Annotated in this window: 13 protein-coding genes; 8 read left to right on the plus strand and 5 right to left on the minus strand. The window is 35.1% G+C overall.

Going from position 1 to position 22,187, the window contains the following annotated elements; all coding sequences use genetic code 11:
* Positions 1 to 36: 36 nt before the first annotated feature.
* Positions 37 to 1,515 (plus strand): sodium:solute symporter, encoded by a 1,479-nt coding sequence (locus QMA06_RS07250; protein ID WP_290206202.1) that lies wholly within the window; start codon positions 37 to 39, stop codon positions 1,513 to 1,515.
* A gap of 190 nt (positions 1,516 to 1,705) precedes the next feature.
* Here QMA06_RS07250 and QMA06_RS07255 read toward each other — a convergent pair whose 3' ends face one another.
* The 4 genes from QMA06_RS07255 to QMA06_RS07270 all read right to left on the minus strand — a co-directional run bounded on the left by QMA06_RS07255 (position 1,706) and on the right by QMA06_RS07270 (position 5,692).
* Complete coding sequence (locus tag QMA06_RS07255; RefSeq protein ID WP_290206203.1) at positions 1,706 to 2,068, minus strand: CoA-binding protein; 363 nt, start codon at positions 2,066 to 2,068, stop codon at positions 1,706 to 1,708.
* Positions 2,069 to 2,464: 396 nt separating this feature from the next.
* Positions 2,465 to 3,220, minus strand: a complete 756-nt coding sequence (locus QMA06_RS07260; RefSeq protein ID WP_290206204.1) for a DUF5995 family protein — start codon at positions 3,218 to 3,220, stop codon at positions 2,465 to 2,467.
* Between the two features lie 42 nt (positions 3,221 to 3,262).
* Positions 3,263 to 4,627 (minus strand): metal-dependent hydrolase family protein, encoded by a 1,365-nt coding sequence (locus QMA06_RS07265; protein WP_290206205.1) that lies wholly within the window; start codon positions 4,625 to 4,627, stop codon positions 3,263 to 3,265.
* A gap of 54 nt (positions 4,628 to 4,681) precedes the next feature.
* Positions 4,682 to 5,692, minus strand: a complete 1,011-nt coding sequence (locus QMA06_RS07270; RefSeq protein WP_290206206.1) for a 3-oxoacyl-ACP synthase III family protein — start codon at positions 5,690 to 5,692, stop codon at positions 4,682 to 4,684.
* Between the two features lie 198 nt (positions 5,693 to 5,890).
* On the opposite strand from QMA06_RS07270, the gene QMA06_RS07275 reads away from it, so the two are divergent.
* The 6 genes from QMA06_RS07275 to QMA06_RS07300 all read left to right on the plus strand — a co-directional run bounded on the left by QMA06_RS07275 (position 5,891) and on the right by QMA06_RS07300 (position 14,893).
* The gene (locus tag QMA06_RS07275; protein ID WP_290206207.1) at positions 5,891 to 8,347 is read left to right on the plus strand and encodes a prolyl oligopeptidase family serine peptidase; all 2,457 of its coding nucleotides are present in this window, start codon (positions 5,891 to 5,893) and stop codon (positions 8,345 to 8,347) included.
* 167 nt (positions 8,348 to 8,514) lie between these two features.
* Positions 8,515 to 10,431, plus strand: a complete 1,917-nt coding sequence (gene htpG, locus QMA06_RS07280) for a molecular chaperone HtpG (RefSeq protein ID WP_290206208.1) — start codon at positions 8,515 to 8,517, stop codon at positions 10,429 to 10,431.
* Between the two features lie 150 nt (positions 10,432 to 10,581).
* Complete coding sequence (locus QMA06_RS07285) at positions 10,582 to 12,234, plus strand: serine hydrolase (RefSeq protein WP_290206209.1); 1,653 nt, start codon at positions 10,582 to 10,584, stop codon at positions 12,232 to 12,234.
* 166 nt (positions 12,235 to 12,400) lie between these two features.
* The gene (locus QMA06_RS07290; protein WP_290206210.1) at positions 12,401 to 13,078 is read left to right on the plus strand and encodes a carboxypeptidase-like regulatory domain-containing protein; all 678 of its coding nucleotides are present in this window, start codon (positions 12,401 to 12,403) and stop codon (positions 13,076 to 13,078) included.
* A 13-nt stretch (positions 13,079 to 13,091) separates the two neighbouring features.
* Positions 13,092 to 14,099 (plus strand): transglutaminase domain-containing protein, encoded by a 1,008-nt coding sequence (locus QMA06_RS07295; RefSeq protein WP_290206211.1) that lies wholly within the window; start codon positions 13,092 to 13,094, stop codon positions 14,097 to 14,099.
* A gap of 209 nt (positions 14,100 to 14,308) precedes the next feature.
* On the plus strand, positions 14,309 to 14,893 hold the full coding sequence (locus QMA06_RS07300) for a Crp/Fnr family transcriptional regulator (protein WP_290206212.1): 585 nt from the start codon (positions 14,309 to 14,311) through the stop codon (positions 14,891 to 14,893).
* A 274-nt stretch (positions 14,894 to 15,167) separates the two neighbouring features.
* Here the strand turns inward: QMA06_RS07300 and QMA06_RS07305 are convergent, their stop codons facing one another.
* Positions 15,168 to 21,188 (minus strand): T9SS type A sorting domain-containing protein, encoded by a 6,021-nt coding sequence (locus QMA06_RS07305; RefSeq protein WP_290206213.1) that lies wholly within the window; start codon positions 21,186 to 21,188, stop codon positions 15,168 to 15,170.
* Between the two features lie 221 nt (positions 21,189 to 21,409).
* On the opposite strand from QMA06_RS07305, the gene QMA06_RS07310 reads away from it, so the two are divergent.
* On the plus strand, positions 21,410 to 22,045 hold the full coding sequence (locus tag QMA06_RS07310; protein ID WP_290206214.1) for an MOSC domain-containing protein: 636 nt from the start codon (positions 21,410 to 21,412) through the stop codon (positions 22,043 to 22,045).
* Positions 22,046 to 22,187: the final 142 nt, after the last annotated feature.

Genomic DNA, 22,187 nt, shown 5'->3' on the forward strand with positions numbered 1-22,187 from the left:
CTACTTTTCAAAAATAATACTAATAATCCCTAATTTATGTCTCCGATATCTATATTAATATTAATTGCAGCTTACTTCGGATTGCTTGTTTTGATATCCTATTTCACTGGAAAAGAAGATTCTAATGCTGCTTTTTTTAAGGCTAACAAATCTGCACCGTGGTATTTAGTAGCGTTTGGGATGATCGGTGCGTCTTTATCTGGTGTTACTTTTATTTCAGTTCCAGGAGCTGTAGAGGCAAAACAATTTGGGTATTTGCAAGTGGTTTTTGGTTACTTTTTTGGTTATCTCATTATAGCTTATGTCTTATTACCACTGTACTATAAGCTAAACCTAACCTCAATCTACACATATTTAAGAGATCGTTTTGGAATTGTTAGTTATAAAACAGGCTCTGTCGCTTTTCTCATATCTAGAACCGTTGGTGCAGCATTCCGTTTGTTTTTAGTCGCCAAAGTTTTACAATTATTGGTGTTTGATCTTTTTGACATCCCGTTTGCTTTTACAGTAATGATTACTATTGCTTTAATATGGCTTTACACATTTAAAGGAGGCATTAAAACAATTATTTTTACAGATACGTTGCAGACCTTATTTATGCTGGTTTCTGTTGTGGTAACCATTGTGTTTTTAGCCTCTGCTTTAGATTTAAATAGCATAGGAGATCTTATTACCTATACCAAAGAAAGTCAATTAAGCAAGGTATTCTTTTTTGAAGATGGTAACGATTCGCAATACTTTTGGAAGAGTTTTTTATCGGGAATTTTTATTACCATCACCATGACTGGACTAGACCAAGATATGATGCAAAAAAACTTGACTTGTCGTAATTTGAGAGATGCCCAGAAAAACATGGTTACCTTTAGTATTGTGTTGATTTTTGTGAATATTCTTTTTTTGGTACTAGGATTAATGCTCACACAGTATGCAGCTAAAAATGGGCTTACCGCTACAAAAGACGACTTATTTCCAACCATTGCAATGCTTCCTGAAATAGGTATTGCTACTTCTGCCTTCTTTCTATTAGGTTTAATTGCAGCCGCTTATTCTAGCGCAGATTCGGCTTTAACCTCTTTGACCACCTCATTTTGTTTCGATATTTTAAATATTGAAAACCGACCAGAACCTAAAAGAAAAAGCTTAAGGAAACGTGTTCATATTGGCTTTAGTATTGTGTTAGTTATTGTTATACTGTTGTTCGATTTAATTTTTACAGATGTTTCCGTAATTTGGGAACTTTTTAAAGCTGCTGGTTACACATACGGACCTTTATTAGGCTTGTTTGCTTTCGGATTAATCACCAAATCACAAATAAAAGATCGGTATGTTTGGATTATTGCTATTGTCGCTCCCCTAATATCTTATGCATTAAACCTTTATTCTAAAGATTTGTTTAATGGACACGAAATTGGGTTCGAAATATTAATATATAACGGATTAATAATGTTTTTAGGCTTATTATTAATTAGGAAGAAAAATGATTCCATGACGACTGTCAGAGAACAGAACAACTAAAAAATTAGACAGATAATTTCTATTTTACGAAAGACTCTTTAATTAACTTACTACCAAAGAGTTAGTATTCAACTTACACACATTGATTCTTTGTAAATATTGAACAGAATTCATTTGGTGATATTATTCGATAAAACAGAAATGTCAACTTTACATACCTGAAAACCAAAGATAATGTGAACCGGTTTGATTAATATTGACCAGTGCTCAACATTACTAAAGTACATGCGACCTCAAAATCAATGTCATTCTGTTTTAATTGATTATAAAACTCAGGGTTTTCGGTGCCCGGATTAAAGATTATACGTTTAGGTTTTAAACCAATAATATATTCGTAATACGGTTTTTGACGTTGGGGATTGAGATATAAAGTTACCGTATCGATATCTTTATAAGACATTAATTCCGTGTCAATAGTTACATCTTCAACTTCACCAGATCTTAAACCGAAACCTTTTACCTCATGATTATAACTCCGTAAACGCTTTATAGCTATGTTAGAATAACGCTGTGGTTTTAATGAAGCTCCGATGACTAATGTTTTTTTATTCATATTGTTAAAGTTTGTTAGGGCAAATTAAATCAAGTAACATATTTTAGAATTAGTCCTCTAATTTACGACATTCAAAAATATCAATCAAAAAAAAACCAATCAAAAAATTAGTTGATAGTTAGTGAAAATGCTTACCTATAAAATTGAGAAAATCTTGATAAGTCTATTTTTTTAAATTATCAGGTTTTTTGTTAAATGCACGTTAAAGCTAAAAAATCATGAAATAAAATAGAACTTTCTACGTCTATAGGTGTAATAAGTTTTAAGTAATAATTATTATAGATTAGTTTTTATAATAGTGTTAGTTAAGTTGGTTAATAGCTGAAAAGCCCAGACAGTTTTTTGTTTGGGCTTTTTTTAATATTATTCGTGTATAAAATTGCTGATTAATTGTTGTCAGTCTGCTCTTAATTTTGAAATTACCTGTCCGACATTTTTACTTTCAAATCGACTAATGGCTTTTAATAAGAAACGAATGAACCTAGATTTAGGAGCAGCCATCATTTTCCCAAGCTCTAAGGTTACCTTATCGATAATGTCTATTGAACCCGATTGGTTTTCAGCCCCAAGTCCCCAAAGGAGGTTAGCGCTGTTCCAAGATTGTTGGCGCGCTTTGCGCATACTAAAATCAATAACTTTTTCATCAGAATTTTTTCCTGCCCAATCTAACAGAAATAGTAATGGTGAAACTCTGCTTAATCGATCTTGAATCTCATTGACTATACCAAACAGAATATCATTTACCTTGTCAAAGTCATTTCTAACGGATTCAATATCCTTTCCGGTCATGGTGTCACTAGTAGCAATCGCTAGATCTAAATTGATATGCGCATTCATGCCCAACATAATATGTTGTAAAATAGATAATGAATTGTCTGTCTCTACAAAAGCAAACTGCCAAGATTTGCGGACAGGTTCATTCCTTTGATATTTTATATAAGCATCAAGATACAAGTTAGCAAAAACAACATCAAGTTGTTCCAAAAGTTCATTGTTTTCAAAATTTCCTAATTGAACTTCTTTTAATATTTCTGCTGTAGTTCTACGATATACATAAGCGAACAGTCCAAGACGATCATCTCTTTTGACAGCATTTTCTATGATACTATCTAGCTGATTAATAACCTCTTGTATTGTTGTTGCACGATTCATCTGTAGTCCTAAAAATACAAAATTATCGCTATAATAAATTTTCTACTTGGATTTATTAATTTGCTTAATGTCGCTTTTGTAGATATCCCCATCCTTCATCACAAAGACTATAGCTTCAATTGTACTAATAAAATTTTTGGTTATATCGCCCTTTACTGCAATGATATCTGCTTTTGCTTGAGCCTTAAGAACACCTATATCATTTTTCATATTTAAATTAAATGCAGAAAGATATGTTGCCGACTGTAAAATATCTAAAGGTTTCATTCCCGCCTCAAAATATGCACGAAACATATCAATAGAAGATTCACCACGAGTTCCACCAATATCTGTATAGTTATCCGAACCTGCTACGATGGTAACACCTTTAGCGATGACTCTAGTTAATCTGCCCTTCATTCGGTCTATATAATTATCTACCCAACCCAAGTCGCCGTCGTCAAAACTAGCAAGTTTGCTGTAGGTTTTCATATACGTTCTACTATTTTCTGTTGGAACTAAAAAAACTTCTTTCTGTGCCATTAAAGTTAATGTAGAATCGGCCAATTTAAAACCATGTTCAATTCCGGAAACACCCGCTTGTATAGCATTCCATGCCGATTGATTGGTAATTGAATGTGCTACAACTGTGAGACCGTAAGAATTTGCTGTTTTTACAATAGCTTTCATTTCGTCAATAGACAAATGCGTATTGTTCGGTATGTTGTCTGCACAAATCTTAATGAGATCCACCTTCTGGTTTACGTGTTCCCTAACCGCAATTTGAGCATCTTCTACGCCATTAATAATTCGATATTCTAAATCAATAAGGTTTTGATGTTTTGGCGATACTCCATAAACCTGCCCTCCCGTTGCTCCCATTATTGGTCCTGATGCAAAAATTCGAGGTCCTTCAATTGTACCTTCGTTAATGGCATCGCGCAAAGCAACATCTAAAAATAATCCTGAATTACCGAGATCTTTTACACTCGTTATTCCGACATCTAAATAAGATTTCGCTCTTTTATAACCTCTAAGTGTTCTCAAAGCATCACTCTCCATGGTGAGTGAATGTATGCTATGCTCGGAAAAATCTTCTGTTGCATCTTGAGAAAAAAGTACGTGAGTGTGTGCATCGATAAATCCGGGAAGAACTGTATATGCTGATAAATCTATAATTTCAGCATTCTCCGGAATCATTTCAATTGTTCCCACTGAAACAATCTCTGTATTCTTAACGTGAATGACTTTATTTCTTAGAAGTTCATTTTGTTCACTATCGTATAAAATTCCAGCTTTAATATAAATATCGCTTTGTTGAGCGAATCCAATATTTAAACCAAAAAAAATAAATAGTAAGAAAACTACTAGCATTTGCTCGCCAATAGATAGTTTATTAAAACGCAATTTATTTTCTAAAAAAAACATATAATGGATATTAATATTCAATCTATGAGATCTCTTTTTTTGAAAGTGATTTTGTTACCATTTAATAATCACACTTCCCCAAGTAAATCCACTACCAAAAGCGGCCAAGACAACCGTATCACCTTCTTTTATTTTTCCTTCTTCCCAAGCTTCAGTCATTGCAATCGGAATTGATGCCGCAGTGGTGTTGCCATATTTCTGGATATTATTGAACACTTGATCATCTGACAATTTAAATTTGTTCTGTACAAATTGCGAAATACGCAAATTTGCTTGATGTGGAATTAAAATATCAATAGCATCTGGCTGTAAATTGTTTTTTGTTAAACCTTCCATGATTACTTCACTAAAACGAACTACAGCATTTTTAAATACAAATTGCCCATTCATGTGCGGAAAATAGCTTTCATCATTAGGGTCATTGTCTTCAAGTATATCATTCACCCAACGCTTACCCATTCCTGGAGCGATTAAAACTAATTCTTCGGCATGTTCGCCTTGAGAGTGTAAGTGTGTAGAGAGAACACCTTTCGTATTATCTTCTTCTCTTGTTAAAACTACCGCTCCTGCACCATCTCCAAAAATTACAGATACTCCGCGTCCTCTAGTTGTCTTGTCTAAACCATGAGAATGTAATTCACTACCTATAACAAGAATATTCTTATACATGCCGGTTTTAATAAAATTATCAGCGACAGACATGGCATATACAAAACCAGAACACTGGTTACGCACATCTAGTGCTCCCACAGTTTTTATGTCTAGAGCATGTTGTACTTGTACACCTGGACCAGGAAAATACATATCCGGACTTAAGGTGGCAAAAACAATAAAATCAATATCGTCTTTATCTAGTCCAGATCGTTCAATCGCAATCTTGGCCGCTTTTACTCCCATAGTTGCCGTGGTATCCCCATCACCCATTTTCGCCCATCGACGTTCTTTAATTCCGGTACGTTCTTGAATCCACTCATCACTAGTATCCATCATTTTAGACAAGTCGTTATTCGTTACCACATTGTCTGGCACGTATTTGCCTAAACCTATTATTTTTGAATTATACATAAAAAACCACTGTTTTTTATTCCTTAAAAAAAAGGAATCTCATTATTTACTTTAAACATTAAATATACGGCAAATTTACTATTTTAATTCCTTAAGTCTATCGATAAAAAACAAGCCCTCATTTTTAACCACGCTCTATCATTTGAAAACGCATTTTTTTCAGTATCTTAAGAGCGTTAATCCAATCATAAAATTATCATGAAAAAATTATTTCAATTATTTATCCTATTCATTTTTGTAAATAGTTATGCGCAACAAAGCTTAACTTATCAAGAGCCGTCCAAAGAAATTTTAGAACTTGCGGACGTCGATTTAGCCCCTGCGGTGCAAATAGACAGTAAAGGAGAAAACATGGTATTGCTGTATCGCAACCAATATAAATCTATAGCAGAATTGTCTGAAACTGAATTAAGACTAGCTGGGTTACGAATAAATCCCGTAACAAACATCGGCAGCAGAACCACTTTTTACACCAATATTAAAGTCAAAAAAACAACAGATAAAGACGCCAAACAGATTTCTGGCTTACCGAAAGACGCACGTCTAACTGGTTTTAGCTGGTCCCCGGACGAAACCATGATTGCTTGTCTTAACACCACATTAAAAGGTGTAGAAGTATGGGTATTAAATATTAAGGAAGCTAAAGTTTCCAAATTAACAGATGCGAATGTAAATGCGAATACAGGCAGTACTATTAATTGGTTCGCAGATAATGAAAATTTATTGGTTAAAATGTTACCTACGGATAGAAAGCAATTAGTCGATACAGAAACTGCTGTAGCAACTGGACCAACAATATCGGTAAGTGATGGTGAAAAGGCACAGAATAGGACCTATCAAGATTTATTAAAAACCCCCAACGATGAATTTAATTTTGAACAGCTAGCACGTTCCGAAATTAAAAAAGTATCCATAAATGGTGATGTTAGTAATTTTTTAGAAGCCGACATGTATCGTGGCATTAATTTTTCACCCGACGGAAATTATATCATGATTTCCAAAATTAAACGACCATTTTCATATTTAGTAACCTATTCAAGATTTCCCAACGAAAGTATAATTTATGATACTAAAGGTTCTAAAATTAAAACCGTAAACGAAGTTCCTTTAGATGAAGTTAGACCTAAGGGATTTATGGCTACAAGGACTGGAAAACGAAGCATGACTTGGAGAGACGATAAAGCATCAACCTTGGTGTGGGCAGAGGCTTTAGACCAAGGTAACCCAGAAATGGACGTAGATTTTAGAGATGCCGTTTACCAGCTTGATGCTCCATTTAATGGAGAGCCTAAACTGCTATTAAAAACCAAACAGCGTTTTGCCGGGATTGAATGGGGAGATGATAATACGGCTGTAGCTTATGATTATTGGTGGAATACCAGAAATACAAAGACCTATCTTTTTAATCCTTCAAATTCTAAAATGGACGCGAAAGTAATAACAGATAGAAGTTATCAAGATGTTTATAGCGATCCAGGAGATTTTGTGAACTCTAAAAACAAATTCGGGAAATATACCTTAACTATGAATGGAGACAAGCTTTACCTTATGGGAGATGGGTATTCTAAAGAAGGGCAATTTCCCTTTATTGATGAATATAATATTAAGACAAACAAAACCAAACGTTTATATCAATCTGAATACACTGACAAATTAGAAAGCTTAAATTCTGCAATAGATATGAAGAAAGGAGAAATTCTTGTTCGTATTGAGTCTCAAAAAGAATATCCTAATTATTATATAAGAAATATTAATAAAAAGAATGATTTAACGGCAATCACAGCTTTTGAAAATCCATTTAAAAGTCTCGAGAGTGTAGATAAACGTGTCATCAATTATAAACGTGATGACGGATTGGATTTAGAAGGCACACTCTACTTGCCATTAAATTATGAAGCCGGAAAAAAATATCCAATGATATTATGGGCTTATCCTCGAGAATATAAGGATAAAGCTAGCGCATCGCAAAGTACCACAAATCCAAATGAATTTGTGTATCCAAATTGGGGTTCACCGATTTATTGGGTTACTAAAGGCTATGTTGTTTTAGATGATGCTGCTTTTCCGATTGTTGGTGAAGGCACTAAAGAACCGAATGATTCTTTTAGAACACAATTAGTAGCTAATGGTAAAGCGGCCATCGATGCTGTTGATGAATTGGGCTATATAGACAGAAATAAAGTCGCTGTTGGTGGCCATAGTTACGGTGCATTTATGACCGCCAATTTATTATCGCATTCCAATTTATTTGCTGCCGGAATTGCCAGAAGTGGAGCCTACAACCGAACATTAACCCCTTTTGGGTTTCAAAGTGAAGAACGTAGTTATTGGGATTCTCCAGACACCTACAATACCATGTCCCCTTTTATGCATGCTGATAAAATGAAAACTCCACTACTCCTCATTCATGGAGTTGCAGATAATAATTCTGGGACTTACCCTTTACAAAGTGAACGTTATTTTAATGCCTTAAAAGGACTAGGTGCACCTGTGCGATTAGTAATGTTACCAAAGGAAAGTCATGGTTACAGAGCAAAAGAATCTATTATGCATATGCTTTGGGAACAAGACCAATGGTTAGATAAGCATGTGAAAAATAAAAAAGAGAATGAAGATGATGATGAAAGTGAAAATGATAACATGATAAAAGATTAAGAGCTCCTTTAATTAGTAGAAAGCCATTCTTAATAGGAATGGCTTTTTTTATGCCATCTTGTCATTAATTTTTAATTGGTATTTTATTTGACAAGTAAATGAATAGAAGTAAAAACTAAAATATAAACTGATTTCCACTCTTGTGGGAATAATTAATAAAATTAAACATGGCAAAAGGAAACATTAATGTATCGGTAGAGAATATCTTTCCGCTTATTAAAAAATTCTTGTACAGCGATCACGAAATTTTTTTACGTGAGCTCATTAGTAACGCAACAGATGCGACTTTAAAATTAAAACATTTAACTAGCATTGGAGAAGCTTCGGTAGAATATGGCAACCCTATTATTGAGGTAAAAATCGATAAGGAAGGTAAAAAAATCCATATCGTAGATCAAGGTGTGGGTATGACAGCCGAGGAGGTTGAAAAATATATCAATCAAATTGCCTTTTCTGGAGCTGAGGAATTTATAGATAAATACAAGGACTCAGGTAAGGATACCGGAATTATCGGTCATTTCGGACTTGGTTTTTATTCTGCTTTTATGGTAGCAGAAAAAGTTGAAATTATTACAAAATCTTATAAGGAAGGTACAGAAGCAGCTCATTGGACCTGTGATGGATCTCCAGAATTCACATTAGAGTCATCTGATAAAGACACAAGAGGAACAGAAATCATCCTTCATATTGCGGAAGATTCTACTGAATTTTTAGAAGAAGCTAAAATCCGTGAGTTGTTGAATAAGTACAACAAGTTTATGCCTATTCCGATTAAATTTGGTACAAAGGACATAAACGATCCTGAGTTTACACCAGCAACCACAAAAGATAAAGATGGTAAAGAAACCACGGAGCCACACAAGCAGATTACGGTAGATGATATTATCAATAACCCAAATCCGGCTTGGACAAAACAACCTACCGAATTAGAAGATAAAGATTACAAGGAATTCTACAGAGAATTGTATCCAATGCAATTTGAGGAGCCATTATTCCATATTCATTTAAATGTCGATTATCCGTTCAACTTAACAGGAATCTTGTATTTCCCTAAGATGACGAACGATATGAATATTCAGAAAGATAAAATTCAACTTTACCAAAATCAGGTTTTTGTAACCGACAATGTAGAAGGTATTGTTCCTGAATTTTTAACGATGCTTCGTGGAGTTATCGATTCTCCAGACATTCCGTTGAATGTATCGCGCTCTTATTTGCAAGCAGATGGTGCTGTTAAGAAAATTTCATCTTACATCACGAGAAAAGTGGCTGATAAGTTGAAATCATTATTCAACGCGAATCGTGAAGATTTCGAAAAGAAATGGGACGATATCAAAATCGTGATTGAATACGGTATGTTGTCTGAAGAAAAATTCTTCGAAAAAGCAGATGCATTTGCTTTATATCCAACAGTAGATGGTAAATATTATACGTACGAGGAGCTTTTTAACAAAACCAAAGCAACTCAAACAGATAAAGATGGTAAGTTAGTCATTCTTTACGCTTCAAATAAAGACCAACAGCACAGCTATATTGAAGCTGCTAAAGCCAAAGGTTATGAAGTGCTAATGTTAGATTCTCCAATTGTATCGCATTTAATTCAGAAGTTAGAATCGACTAAAGAAAACATTTCTTTTGCACGTGTAGATGGTGATCATATTGATAACTTAATTAAGAAAGAGGAAACTGCGATTTCTAAATTAAGCGAAGAGCAACAAACAGAATTAGATACGCTTTTAAAAGAAGTAATTCCATCTGAAAAGTTCGCTGTGCAATTAGAAGCTATGGATAGTGGTGCCTCTCCTTTTATCATTACACAACCAGAATTTATGCGCAGAATGAAAGAAATGCAGCAGACTGGTGGCGGCGGAGGTATGTTTGGTATGGGTAATATGCCAGAAATGTACAATCTTATAGTGAACACAAATTCTGAATTAGTCGGTGAAATTTTAGGAACTAAAACCAAAAAGAAACAAGAACGTTTAATTACGCAGAGTTTAGATTTAGCACGTTTATCTCAAGGTCTATTAAAAGGCGAAGAGTTGACGAACTTTATAAAACGTAGTTACGAAATGATTAAATAAGCGTAACGCAATTCTCTTGAAAAAGGGAATTTTAGAGCCAATCCCGAAATTTCGGAAAAAACTAAAATCACTTTGTTAATTCAAGGTGGTTTTTTTTGTAACTTATTCTCTTTTAGCACGTCCTACAAGTATTAATCAATCCAAAGAAAAATGAAAACAAATCACACTCTTCCATTATTGCTATTTACTTTCCTTTTTATTTTAAATATCAAGGCTCAAGATTTAACACAACAATTTGACGCTATTGTTACTCAGAATTACAATGCAGATGCGCCTGGAGCTACAATTCTAGTTGCCAAAGACGGTAAAGCCATTTATAGAAAAGCTATTGGAAAAGCGAGTTTAGAACTCGATGTCGATATGATTCCAGAAAATGTGTTTATGCTTGCTTCTATTACAAAACAATTTACAGCCGTCGCAATTTTAATGCTAGAAGAACAAGGGAAATTGAAATTAAATGATCCAATTACTAAGTTTATCCCCGAGTATCCTACACAAGGAAAAACGATAACTGTTCATCAGTTGCTCAATCACACTTCAGGAATTAAAAGTTATACCGACAATGCAAATTTTTTACAATTTGCTCGTATGGATAAAACACTCGATGAGTTAATAGATACTTTTAAAAATGATCCACTGGATTTTGAACCAGGAGAGGCCTTTAAATACAATAACTCTGGCTATATATTATTAGGAAAAATCATTGAAGTGATTTCAAAAGATACATACGAAAACTTTATAGAAAAGCACATTTTTGAACCTTTAAATATGCAGCAATCCAGTTATGGAAATAATAGAGAATTAGTTAAAAACAGAGTAAGACCTTACGAACAAAATGACAATGGCTATGTTAATGCGAGTTATTTGAGTATGACTTTACCACAAGCTGCAGGTTCATTGACTTCTACTATTGATGACATGCTAAAATGGCAAAATGCCTTAGTCAACAATACACTAATTAAAGCTACATCATTGGATAAAGCTATAAATGGTTCAAACCTTAATAATGGTGAACATATTGCTTATGGCTATGGTTTGGGTGAAATGAATCTTAAAGGTTCTAAAGGATATTCACACAGTGGTGGAATTTTTGGCACCTCCACAGATGGAATTTATTTGATAAAAGAAGATGTATATGTTATTGGTTTAAGTAATTGTAGTTGCAATGACATCGGTGCTGTAACCCGTAATCTAGCTGCTGTTGCCATAGGAAAACCGTTTCCCACAATGTCTGATGTCGTAAACATACCTGAAGATAAAATGAAACAGTGGGTTGGAGCTTATGAATTTGAAGATGGAGCAGTAAGGCATATTTTTTTAAAAGATAACAAACTCTATAGCATGAGAGAATCGGAAACGAATACAATTTTTGAAATTTTTCCGTTATCCGAAAATCGTTATATGTTTGAGGGCAGTGGCATAGAATACAAGTTTTCTAATTCCGAAAATGGAAAACATGAAGCTATTTTTATTACCAATACTGAAAGTCGAGGTAAGAAAGTTAATAAACTAATGCCCGAAGAAAAGAAAGCAGTGACACTTACAAATGCTGTTTTAAAACCGTACATCGGCAAATACGAGTTGGGACCTAATTTTCACGTTCAGATTAGTGTGGATGGCAGTCAAATTTTTGCCCAAGCTACAGGCCAAGGCCAATTTGAAATATATGCCGAAGATGAGACGACTTTTTTCGCTAAAGTTGCTGCCATAAAAGTTAAATTCAATAAAGATACTTCTGGAAAGGTAGAAAGCTTTACAATATTTCAGGCCGGACAGGAAAATGTGGCCAGGAAAGTTGAATAAGTATAAAAATTATTATTTGAAACCACTTTGTCAACGCAGAGTGGTTTTTTGTTGCTAATTAATAGGTACCACTCACTCACCAAAAAGCACAGTTCCCTGATTCTTCATTTTTTATCTTCTCATTGATGTATAAGTTTGATGCATAGTAACATTAAAACTTTACATCATGAAAAATCAATTCCATTTAGACATTACAACACCATGTTCAGAAAATTTCGATCAGTTTTCACCGACTTCTAACGGCGGTTTTTGTGGTTCTTGCGAAAAAGAAGTTATAGACTTTTCTGTAATGACTACTGAAGACATTATAACCTTTTTCAAAACTAAAGCAACTCAAAACACTTGTGGCCGATTTAACAACAACCAATTAAAAACTTATAACGTTGAATCCAAAAAGAACAAGCGGATTGGTTTTATAACTACCATAGGATTGACATGTTTGGCATTCTTTTCTAGTTTTACAGCACAGGCTCAGGATACAGTAAAAGCTATAGCTCAAAAAAATAACAAGTCAGAAATTAAAGCTTCAAAATTTGTGAAAAATATTGTGGTAAAAGGTAATGTCACAGAAAACAATATGCCACTTCCTGGAGCCAATGTAGTTTTAGAAGGTACGACTATTGGCGTTGCAACCGATTTTGACGGTAATTTTGAATTTCCTGAAAAATTAAAAATCGGAGATATTTTAATCATTAGTTATATCGGCATGGAATCTCAAAAAATTGTTATTGAGAATAAAGATGCTGATCTAAACATTGCACTTAATATTGATATGAAAGCTGATGCTTGCATCATTATGGGGAAAGTTGCCGTTAAAGACGTTTATAAGTCCAAAAGAAATTAAGCCATTCTGTTTTATGAAAAATAGACTCAGTTTCTTGTTGATTTTTATCTTGACTATTTGTAATGCCCAAGTTTCGGATTTTAAAACCATCGATTTCACGAAAGCAGATAATATTGCTAAATTAAATAAAGACGGAAGTTTAGAAAATTTACCAGTTTTGGTACATAAATTAACGTCGAAATTAACTACAGATGTAGAAAAATTTAGAGCAATTTACACATGGGTCTGCACAAATATTAGAGGAGATTACAAGCAACAAAACAAAGTAAAAAAATCTCGGGAAAACTTTAAAAATGACAGTATAGGTTACTTGATATGGAATAGTGAGTTTAAAAAAACCGTTTTTAAAAAATTGCTGAATCAGAAAAAAACCATTTGCACAGGTTATGCATATTTAATTAAAGAGATGTGTTTTATCGCTAATATTGAATCCGTAATCATTGATGGTTATGGCAGAAGTTTTGAAACAAACGTAGAAAAACTTGAATCTGCCAATCACTCTTGGAACGCTGTAAAACTAAATAATAAATGGTATTTATGTGATGCCACTTGGTCTAGTGGATATATGATTAATGGTCAGTTATTTATACAAGAGTATAATGACGGCTATTTTCTAACAGATCCCATATTATTTGCTAAAAATCATTTTCCCATACAAAAAAAATGGTTTCTAAATGACGATCAAATAAAGGCTAAATTTAGAGCAGAACCCATAGTTTATGGAGAAACATTTAGTCAAAAAACGATTCCTATTAGCCCGAAAAAATTGGTCACTACTATAAATAAAAATGAAGAAATAAACTTTAAATTTAAATACTTAAAATCCATTAATACAGACGAAATTTCACTAATTCAAATATCAGGAGCGGATAAAAAGCCTTATAAAATTTATGATCTTAAAAACGAGAATGGGATAATCTCTTTTAAATGCAAGTTTAAAAGTAACGGCTTCTATGATGTGCATTTAAATATTAAGAATGATATTGTTGCCACTTATACTATTGAAGTTATAAAAACATAATATCAATTATAACTTTATTAATCAGCATTTAAAACGGCACATAAATCTAGTTACACTAACTTACAATTTCCCAATCAACTTATTGCACTATAACCCATAGGTTTACATATTTAAAGCCGTCAACCTATTTTTTATTAAGTACAACGATATTAACCAAGTAAATTAGCAAGTTCTATATATATTTATCTAGCCAATCAACCCTAAATAAAGTGAACATTGTTAACCCAAAAACTCGAGACATTTTTAATGGTCTTAAATTCACGGATGAAGAACTTCAGATAATTGAGTCTTCTTTTCATAAGATTTTTGTAAAAAAAGGCACTATTTTACTCAATGCTGGGGATATTGCTGATTGTAAATACTATATTTTAGATGGCTGCTTAAGAAGTTATCATACGGCACCAAATGGAAAAGAGTACACCTTACAATTTGGAATAAAAGATTGGTGGATGGGTGATTTTACTGCGTTTCTCACATCAGAAAAGGCTAGTCTAACCATTGAAGTCTTACAAGATTCTACAATTTATAAAATTTCAAAAAAGGATAAGGATTATTTATATAATAACGTTCCGAAAGTTGATCGATTCTTTAGGATAAAGCTCGAACGTGCTTTTGCTGCTTTTCAAAAACGAATTCTCGCGAATATATCCAAAACCGCAACTGAGCGCTATCTCAACTTTATAAATACGTATCCAAATATTGAAAAAAGTATTAAAAACTATCATATCGCTTCTTACTTAGGTATAACCACTGAAAGTTTAAGTAGAATCAGAAAGGATCTAGCTCGTAAATAAGTTTATTACCATACATCAATTTTTAGAAGAAAAAATATTACTAATTTTGCACCACAATTATACAATTGATTAAAGATCTTTTACCCTTAAAGATTAATAGCACCAAAAAGCGCAAGTTATATAACTTGCGCTTTTTATTTAAATGAGATTACAGAAAATCCCATTAATATTGTGGAATTTTGCTTTTATATAGCTTAATAAATTGAACTTTATTATAAATAAAAGACCATCTTTCGATGGTCTTTTCAACTATATAAATGGTTTTAATACCCCTTTATTCTAAAATTAATTTATGTGACGAATCACCATTTTCTGTATTAATATTTACAATATAAACTCCTGCAGACATTCCACTTATATCTAAAGCATTAGTGCCATTTCCAAGTAACAATTGTTTAACTAATCTTCCTGTCATTGATACAATTTGAACTTTTACATTCCCAGAAACTGCATCATCAATCACAATATTAAATTGTCCTTTGGTTGGATTTGGATATATATTTAAAACAGATGCAACATTGAAATCCTCTACAGATAAAGCCACTTGTGCTTCATAGGCTCCAATATCACGAGCACTACCAAATACCAACTGACCAATTTGATCTGTAAATGTATCTTCTGGATCACCTGCATTGAACGCTGGTGAATTGTCTAATAATTGATGTGTAAATGTTGTACCTCCATTATTCTGTAACGGTCCAACCAATGGATTAACATCAACAACATCATTAGCTTCCACTGTAAATACATTCAGATCGTCTTCTCCAATTAAATTATAATTGTTTGACGTTATTAAACCTGAAACATCAACACCAGAACTGGCCATATTTAATGCTACGATAGTATTCATTAAAGACGTATAACTTTCGGCATCTATACCTCCGCCATATCCATCGGTTGAATTCATTGCAACAGTAACAGCATTTAAGTCCATACTTGTACCAGCATTAGTTAAACCACCACCAGACATTGATGCAGAGTTACCAGAAATCGTAGTTGTCATCACCGTCGACGTTGCTCCCGTGTTATTGTAAACTCCACCACCTTCAGCGGCATAGTTACCGGAAACTTCAGAAGTAGTTACTGTCATATCTGACCCACCGTTCCAAAGTCCGCCACCTTCAACAGCATAATTATCTCGTATAGTTGAAAGCGCAATGGTTGCGGTTGCCATTCCACCTAAATGAAGTCCACCTCCATTTCCTGGTGCTGGCACTGCTGGTGAAACTCCAACATTATTAGCGCTTAAATCTGAATTGGTCATGTTTAATGTACCCGCTGCCAGCTCAATACCTCCACCAGCTCTATTAGCACGGTTATAAACAATAGAAGAATTTTCTACAGTTACAGAACCGCCTACACTTAATAATCCGCCACCAGAAGCAGAAGCTCCGTTAGCAATATTATTATTTATAATTGTTCCATTCGTTACATTTAAAGTTCCTCCATTATTGAAGATCCCTGCTCCACCATCATCAGCAGCACCACCCGAAGCAATATTACCATTAATAATCGTCGCATCAGTCGTCATTATTCCAGTACTATTCCATAATCCACCACCTTCACGAGCCGCACTATTTTCATTAACTGTACTTCCAATAAATGTTGCGTCCGCCATGCCAGAAATGTGAAGTCCTCCTCCATTTCCTGGTGCTGGTGCTAAACTTCCGGCGTCGTTAGTGTTCAGGTCGGTATTTGTGACCAATAATGTACCATCTATAATTTCAATACCACCACCTGCTCGGTTAGCTTTATTTGATGTAATTACTGCACCAATAATAGTTATCATACCATCTGTGCTGAAAATTCCACCACCAGAACCAGAACTACCGTCTGCATAATTATTTTTTATTTGAGTAGTGTCATTAATATTCAATGTACCTCCATTGTTGAAGATACCGCCACCACCATTATCAGCATCATTACCGTAAGCAATATTTCCGTCAATTAGAGTTCCGGCAATGGTCATTGTTCCTCCGTTATTCCATAATCCACCACCTTCACTAGCAGCTTCATTTGCAAAAACGGTTCCACCGGTATATGTTATTACTGCAGCACCTCCTGTAACGTGAAGACCTCCACCATTACCTGGCGCGGGTGTTCCTGATTCCAATCCATTAACATCATTATTTAAAAGATTAGCATTATTTAGAAAGTCAGCTGTACCATCAACAATCTCAACACCACCACCTGCACGATTTGCAGAATTGAATTGGATATTTGAATTATTAACTGTAACCGCCCCCGCAATACTAAAAATTCCACCACCTGAACCAGCGGTTCCGTTAGCCAAATTATTACTTATAATGGCATCGTTTTGAACCATTAAAGTTCCTCCATTATTAAAGATTCCACCACCACCATCGGCAGCATCATCACCTGAAGCAATATTTAAACTAATGGTAGACCCTTCGACAGTCATTGTTCCAGTACCGTTCCAAAGACCACCACCTTCAGTAGCTGCAGTATTCATATTTACGGTTCCTCCTATTATATCAACAGTACTATTGCCACTAATATGAAGACCACCACCATTTCCTGGTGCTCCCATACCTGTTACAACTCCTGTATCATTAGAATTCAAAGTAACGTTTGTAAGCATTACTGCTCCACCTCCATTGGCTTCGATTCCTCCACCTGCTCGGTTAGAGGTATTATCCATAATCGCAATACCATTCGCTGTTAACGTTCCGGCTGCATTCAATATACCACCACCTGTGGATTGTGCTCCGTCGGCAACGTTATTTGTAATTTCTGTTGAACCCGAAAGTTCTAAAGTTCCTCCTTCATTGTAAATCCCTCCACCTCCTGAAGCTCCCGCTGTATCAGCATCGCTTCCTGAGGCCGTATTACCATCTACCGTATGATCTATAACGGTCATTATTCCTGATCCGTTCCATAATCCACCACCTTCGTTAGCGGCTGTATTCATATTTGTTGTTCCCCCTGTGATGTCAACATTACTATTACCACTAATATGAAGTCCACCGCCATTTCCTGGTGCTCCCATTCCGGTTACGACTCCAGTGTCGTTTAAATTTAAATAGACATTAGTCAGCATTACTGCTCCGCCACCGTTAACTTCAATTCCGCCACCTGCTCGGTTTGAGGTGTTATCTTGAATTGTAATTCCATTAGCCGTTAAGGTTCCGGCAGCATTCAATATGCCACCACCTGTGGATTGTGCTCCGTCGGCTATGTTATTTTTAATTTCTGTTGCACCTGAAAGTTCCAAAGTTCCACCTTCATTGTAGATGCCTCCGCCACCTGCTGCGCCTGCTGTTTCAGCATCACTTCCGGAGGCTATATTGCCATCAACCGTATGGTCAACAATAGTCATTACACCAGATCCATTCCATAATCCACCACCTTCGTTAGCAGCTGTGTTCATATTTGTTGTTCCTCCTGTAATTGTTGCATTACCTGGACCCGTGATATGTAAACCTCCACCATTTCCAGGGGCAGAAGCAGTAGAATTATTATCTAAAGTTACATTAGTTAATATTAAAGTTCCTGAGGCCATTGTAGAATTATCTTCAATGCCACCACCAGCACGATTGGAAGTATTCCCTGTAATTACAGAGTTTAAAACAGTTACGTTACCTCCAGAAATATTTTGAATGCCTCCACCAGAACCTGAGGCTCCAGTTGCTGTATTGTTAGTAATAGCTGTGTCATTTTGAACAATTAATGTACCTCCATTGTTGAATATTCCACCACCACCGTCATCCGCTGCCGGTCCTTGTGCTTCATTTCCATTGATGGTTGTACCATTAATGGTCATAGTTCCTGTACTGTTCCACAATCCACCACCTTCTCTCGCGGCAACGTTATTGCTCATCGTTCCACCTGTAATCGTCGCAGATGCAGAACCACTAATATGTAGTGCGCCTCCATTTCCTGGATTTGCGACTGCTGGTTCAACTCCTGTGTTGTTATTGCTTACATTAAAGTTTTCTGAAAATTCAATTGAACCTTCTATAATTTCTATGGCACCACCTGCACGATTAGATCGGTTAAACGTTATAACTGCACCTGAAATCGTTACAGCACCATCCGTACTTAAAATAGCACCACCAGATCCTGAAGCTCCGTCAGCAATATTATTTAATATTGACGCTGCGTTTCCAACAATCAATGTACCTCCATTGTTAAAGATTGCTCCCCCACCATCATCGGCATCATCACCTGAAGCTATATTACCGTCCAAAAATGATACGCTCACGTCCATGGTTCCCATATTGTTCCAGAGTCCTCCACCTTCTTTAGCAGCATAATTATTTGAAATCGTTGAAAAGTTGGAAACTGTGGCATTTGTTGTACCAGATAAGTGTATCGCACCACCATTTCCTGGATTAGGAGTTATGGTGTTTCCTAATTCAATATCGACTCCAGCAGCATTTCCTGTAAATGTTACTCCAGATAAAATCAAAGTTCCATTTGAGCTATCTTCAATGGCTCCACCAGCCCTACTTGCGAAGTTTCCGGTGATTGCTAATCCATTAGCCAAATTTAAAGTTCCATTTTCATTATTGAAAATAGCACCACCTCTACCACCAACATCTGTTCCGTCAGCAATATTTCCTGTTAAGGTAGTATCTTCATCTACATTTAAGATTCCACCATTATTAAAAAGTCCACCACCGCCAGTAGCATTGCCATTGGCTGTGTTTCCTGTAATAGTAGTTCCATTAATTGACATTACACCTACACTATTCCATAGTCCACCACCTTCAAAAGCCGTATTATTGGTAACAGCTCCACCATTATAAACTACATTCCCCATTCCTGAGATATGTAAGCCACCACCATTTCCTGGTGCTGGACCGTTTACCGTATTTGAATGTAAGGATAGATTATTAAAGGTATAAGTTTCATAAGCTGCTGAATTAATTTCGATTCCTCCACCAGCACGGTTAGCCGTATTGTTATTTATTGTTATGCCATCGATATCAAGCGTCCCTGGTGTTAAAGAAAAGATTCCACCACCAGAACCTAATGTTCCTGAAGCCATATTATTTGAAATTGTGGTTCCTGGCATCACCACTAAAGCACCCCCATTATTAAAGATTCCTCCACCTCCATCGTCGCTTGCTGCACCTTGTGCATCATTGCCATCTATAATCGTTCCATCTACAGTCATGCTCCCAGAACCATTCCATAGTCCACCACCTTCTCGTGCTGCTATATTATCTTTTACGGTTCCATTATTTATATAAGCATCTGCAGCACCGGTAATATGAAGTCCTCCTCCATTTCCTGGCGCTGGTCCAGTTTCATTATAGTCTAATGTAACATTAGTAAGATTTATCGTTCCTTCAATAGCTTCAATACCACCACCAGCTCTCTGTGAATTATTATAAGCTACCCATGATGAATTAATAGTTACAACTCCATTAGTACTAAAAATACCACCACCAGATCCAGATGTTCCATCAGCAGTATTGTATAAAACTTGAGATCCACCATATAATGTTAACGTTCCTCCATTATTAAAGATTCCACCTCCACCATCATCTGCAGCATCTCCAGAAGCTGTATTGTTCTGCACAGTTGCGTTGTCAATAGTCATTACACCAGAACCATTCCATAGTCCACCACCTTCGAGTGCAGCAACGTTTCCATTTGCAGTTCCTCCAGAAATATTAGTGTCGCCTGCACCTGTAATGTGTAAACCACCACCATTTCCTGGTGCAGCAATAGCCGGATATACCCCTGCATTATTATAATCTAGATTTACGTTATTTAATGTAATTGCTAAACCAGCACCCGAGTTGTCTTCAATTCCACCACCTGCTCTATTTGCCGTGTTGTTAGAAATTTCAGAATCATTCACGACCAAAGTACCACCAGCCGCATTGTAAATTCCTCCACCAGAACCAGAAGCTCCGTAGGCTATATTATTTGAAATTGTACAATTATTTATTGTAACAGCTGCATTGGTCATATAAATACCACCACCATCTATAGCCATTCCATTAGTTAATGTTAGATAATTTAATTCTAACGAACCAGCTGTAACGTAGAATACTCTACTATTATTATTAGCATCAATCGTAACTGAGGGACCAGTAATTGTTAATTCTTTCGTTATTAATAGTTCGCTCGTTAAAGTTACTGTTGTTACTGCAGGATCAAAAGTAATAGTTCCTCCAGCAGGTGTGTCCGCAATTTCGTTTCGCAGAGTTCCGTCTGTTCCATCATCTGCACTACTAGTAACTACTTGTGCAAACAAATCTGTTGAAATAAAAAAAGTCATTGCAAATGCAATAACCATAGTAATTTTGTTTTTCATGTTGATTAGTTTTTAGTTTGAAGGTTAACGATTAACGCCTCTTTGGGTAAGACATTAATACTTACGAGAAATTGAATAGTCGGGTTTTAAAAAATTTAAATTTTAACATTTTGTTAACATAATTTTATTATGAATTCAGAAAATTCAAAGGTTTATTTTTGTTCAATTATTAAAGAATTTTAATTAAACTTCAATTATTCTTATTATAGTACTTTTAACACATGGAAATCATTTCAACCAATATTGCGCAACCTCAAACTTTTCAATGGCATGGAAAAGAGGTCACCACTGGAATCTATAAGAAACCCATTGACGTACCCATACATTTAGAAAAAGACCGTGTTAGAAGCGATGAAGTTTCAGACCGAAAAGTTCATGGTGGAGAATTTAAAGCTTGTTATTTATTTTCAGCAAATCAATATCCGTACTGGCAAAATTTATACCCCAATTTAGATTGGACTTACGGAATGCTGGGTGAAAACCTAACGGTTAAAAATTTAGACGAAAAACAGCTATATATTGGTGATAAATATAAAGTTGGTAATGCTTTAATACAAATTACTCAACCAAGAGAACCTTGCTTCAAGTTTGCTCATAAATTTGGGAGTGAAGCAGTATTGCAACAATTTATAGATCATGGTTATTCTGGAACCTACGTTCGGGTTTTAGAAGTAGGAACTGTAAAAAATGGAGACTTATTTCAATTGGTTGAACGTTCAAATAACAGTCTTTCCATTTTTCATCTCTTCAAACTATTATATGCCGAACATAAAAACAAAAAACATATCAGTGTATTACTAACCAATGAGGCTCTGCCTCCAAGTATAAAAAAGCGCTTAATGCCTTTTTTACGTTGATTATTATTTCCACGCACTCCTCTAGACTTATAATCTTCTTTAAAGACTGAATTAGTTTATGGTAATTGCAAAAATTAACCGAGAATCTTCACATCTAATTATTAGCTTTAAAAAAAATATACCATAATTACGAAAACGTTGT

The sequence above is a fragment of the Winogradskyella bathintestinalis genome, from assembly GCF_030407435.1.
Lineage (GTDB): Bacteria > Bacteroidota > Bacteroidia > Flavobacteriales > Flavobacteriaceae > Winogradskyella > Winogradskyella bathintestinalis.

Coding starts and splice junctions, on each gene's coding strand:
- QMA06_RS07250 (WP_290206202.1), top strand. CDS start 37: ATGTCTCCGATATCTATATTAATATTAATTGCAGCTTACTTCGGATTG.
- QMA06_RS07255 (WP_290206203.1), bottom strand. CDS start 2,068: ATGAATAAAAAAACATTAGTCATCGGAGCTTCATTAAAACCACAGCGT.
- QMA06_RS07260 (WP_290206204.1), bottom strand. CDS start 3,220: ATGAATCGTGCAACAACAATACAAGAGGTTATTAATCAGCTAGATAGT.
- QMA06_RS07265 (WP_290206205.1), bottom strand. CDS start 4,627: ATGTTTTTTTTAGAAAATAAATTGCGTTTTAATAAACTATCTATTGGC.
- QMA06_RS07270 (WP_290206206.1), bottom strand. CDS start 5,692: ATGTATAATTCAAAAATAATAGGTTTAGGCAAATACGTGCCAGACAAT.
- QMA06_RS07275 (WP_290206207.1), top strand. CDS start 5,891: ATGAAAAAATTATTTCAATTATTTATCCTATTCATTTTTGTAAATAGT.
- htpG (WP_290206208.1), top strand. CDS start 8,515: ATGGCAAAAGGAAACATTAATGTATCGGTAGAGAATATCTTTCCGCTT.
- QMA06_RS07285 (WP_290206209.1), top strand. CDS start 10,582: ATGAAAACAAATCACACTCTTCCATTATTGCTATTTACTTTCCTTTTT.
- QMA06_RS07290 (WP_290206210.1), top strand. CDS start 12,401: ATGAAAAATCAATTCCATTTAGACATTACAACACCATGTTCAGAAAAT.
- QMA06_RS07295 (WP_290206211.1), top strand. CDS start 13,092: ATGAAAAATAGACTCAGTTTCTTGTTGATTTTTATCTTGACTATTTGT.
- QMA06_RS07305 (WP_290206213.1), bottom strand. CDS start 21,188: ATGAAAAACAAAATTACTATGGTTATTGCATTTGCAATGACTTTTTTT.
- QMA06_RS07310 (WP_290206214.1), top strand. CDS start 21,410: ATGGAAATCATTTCAACCAATATTGCGCAACCTCAAACTTTTCAATGG.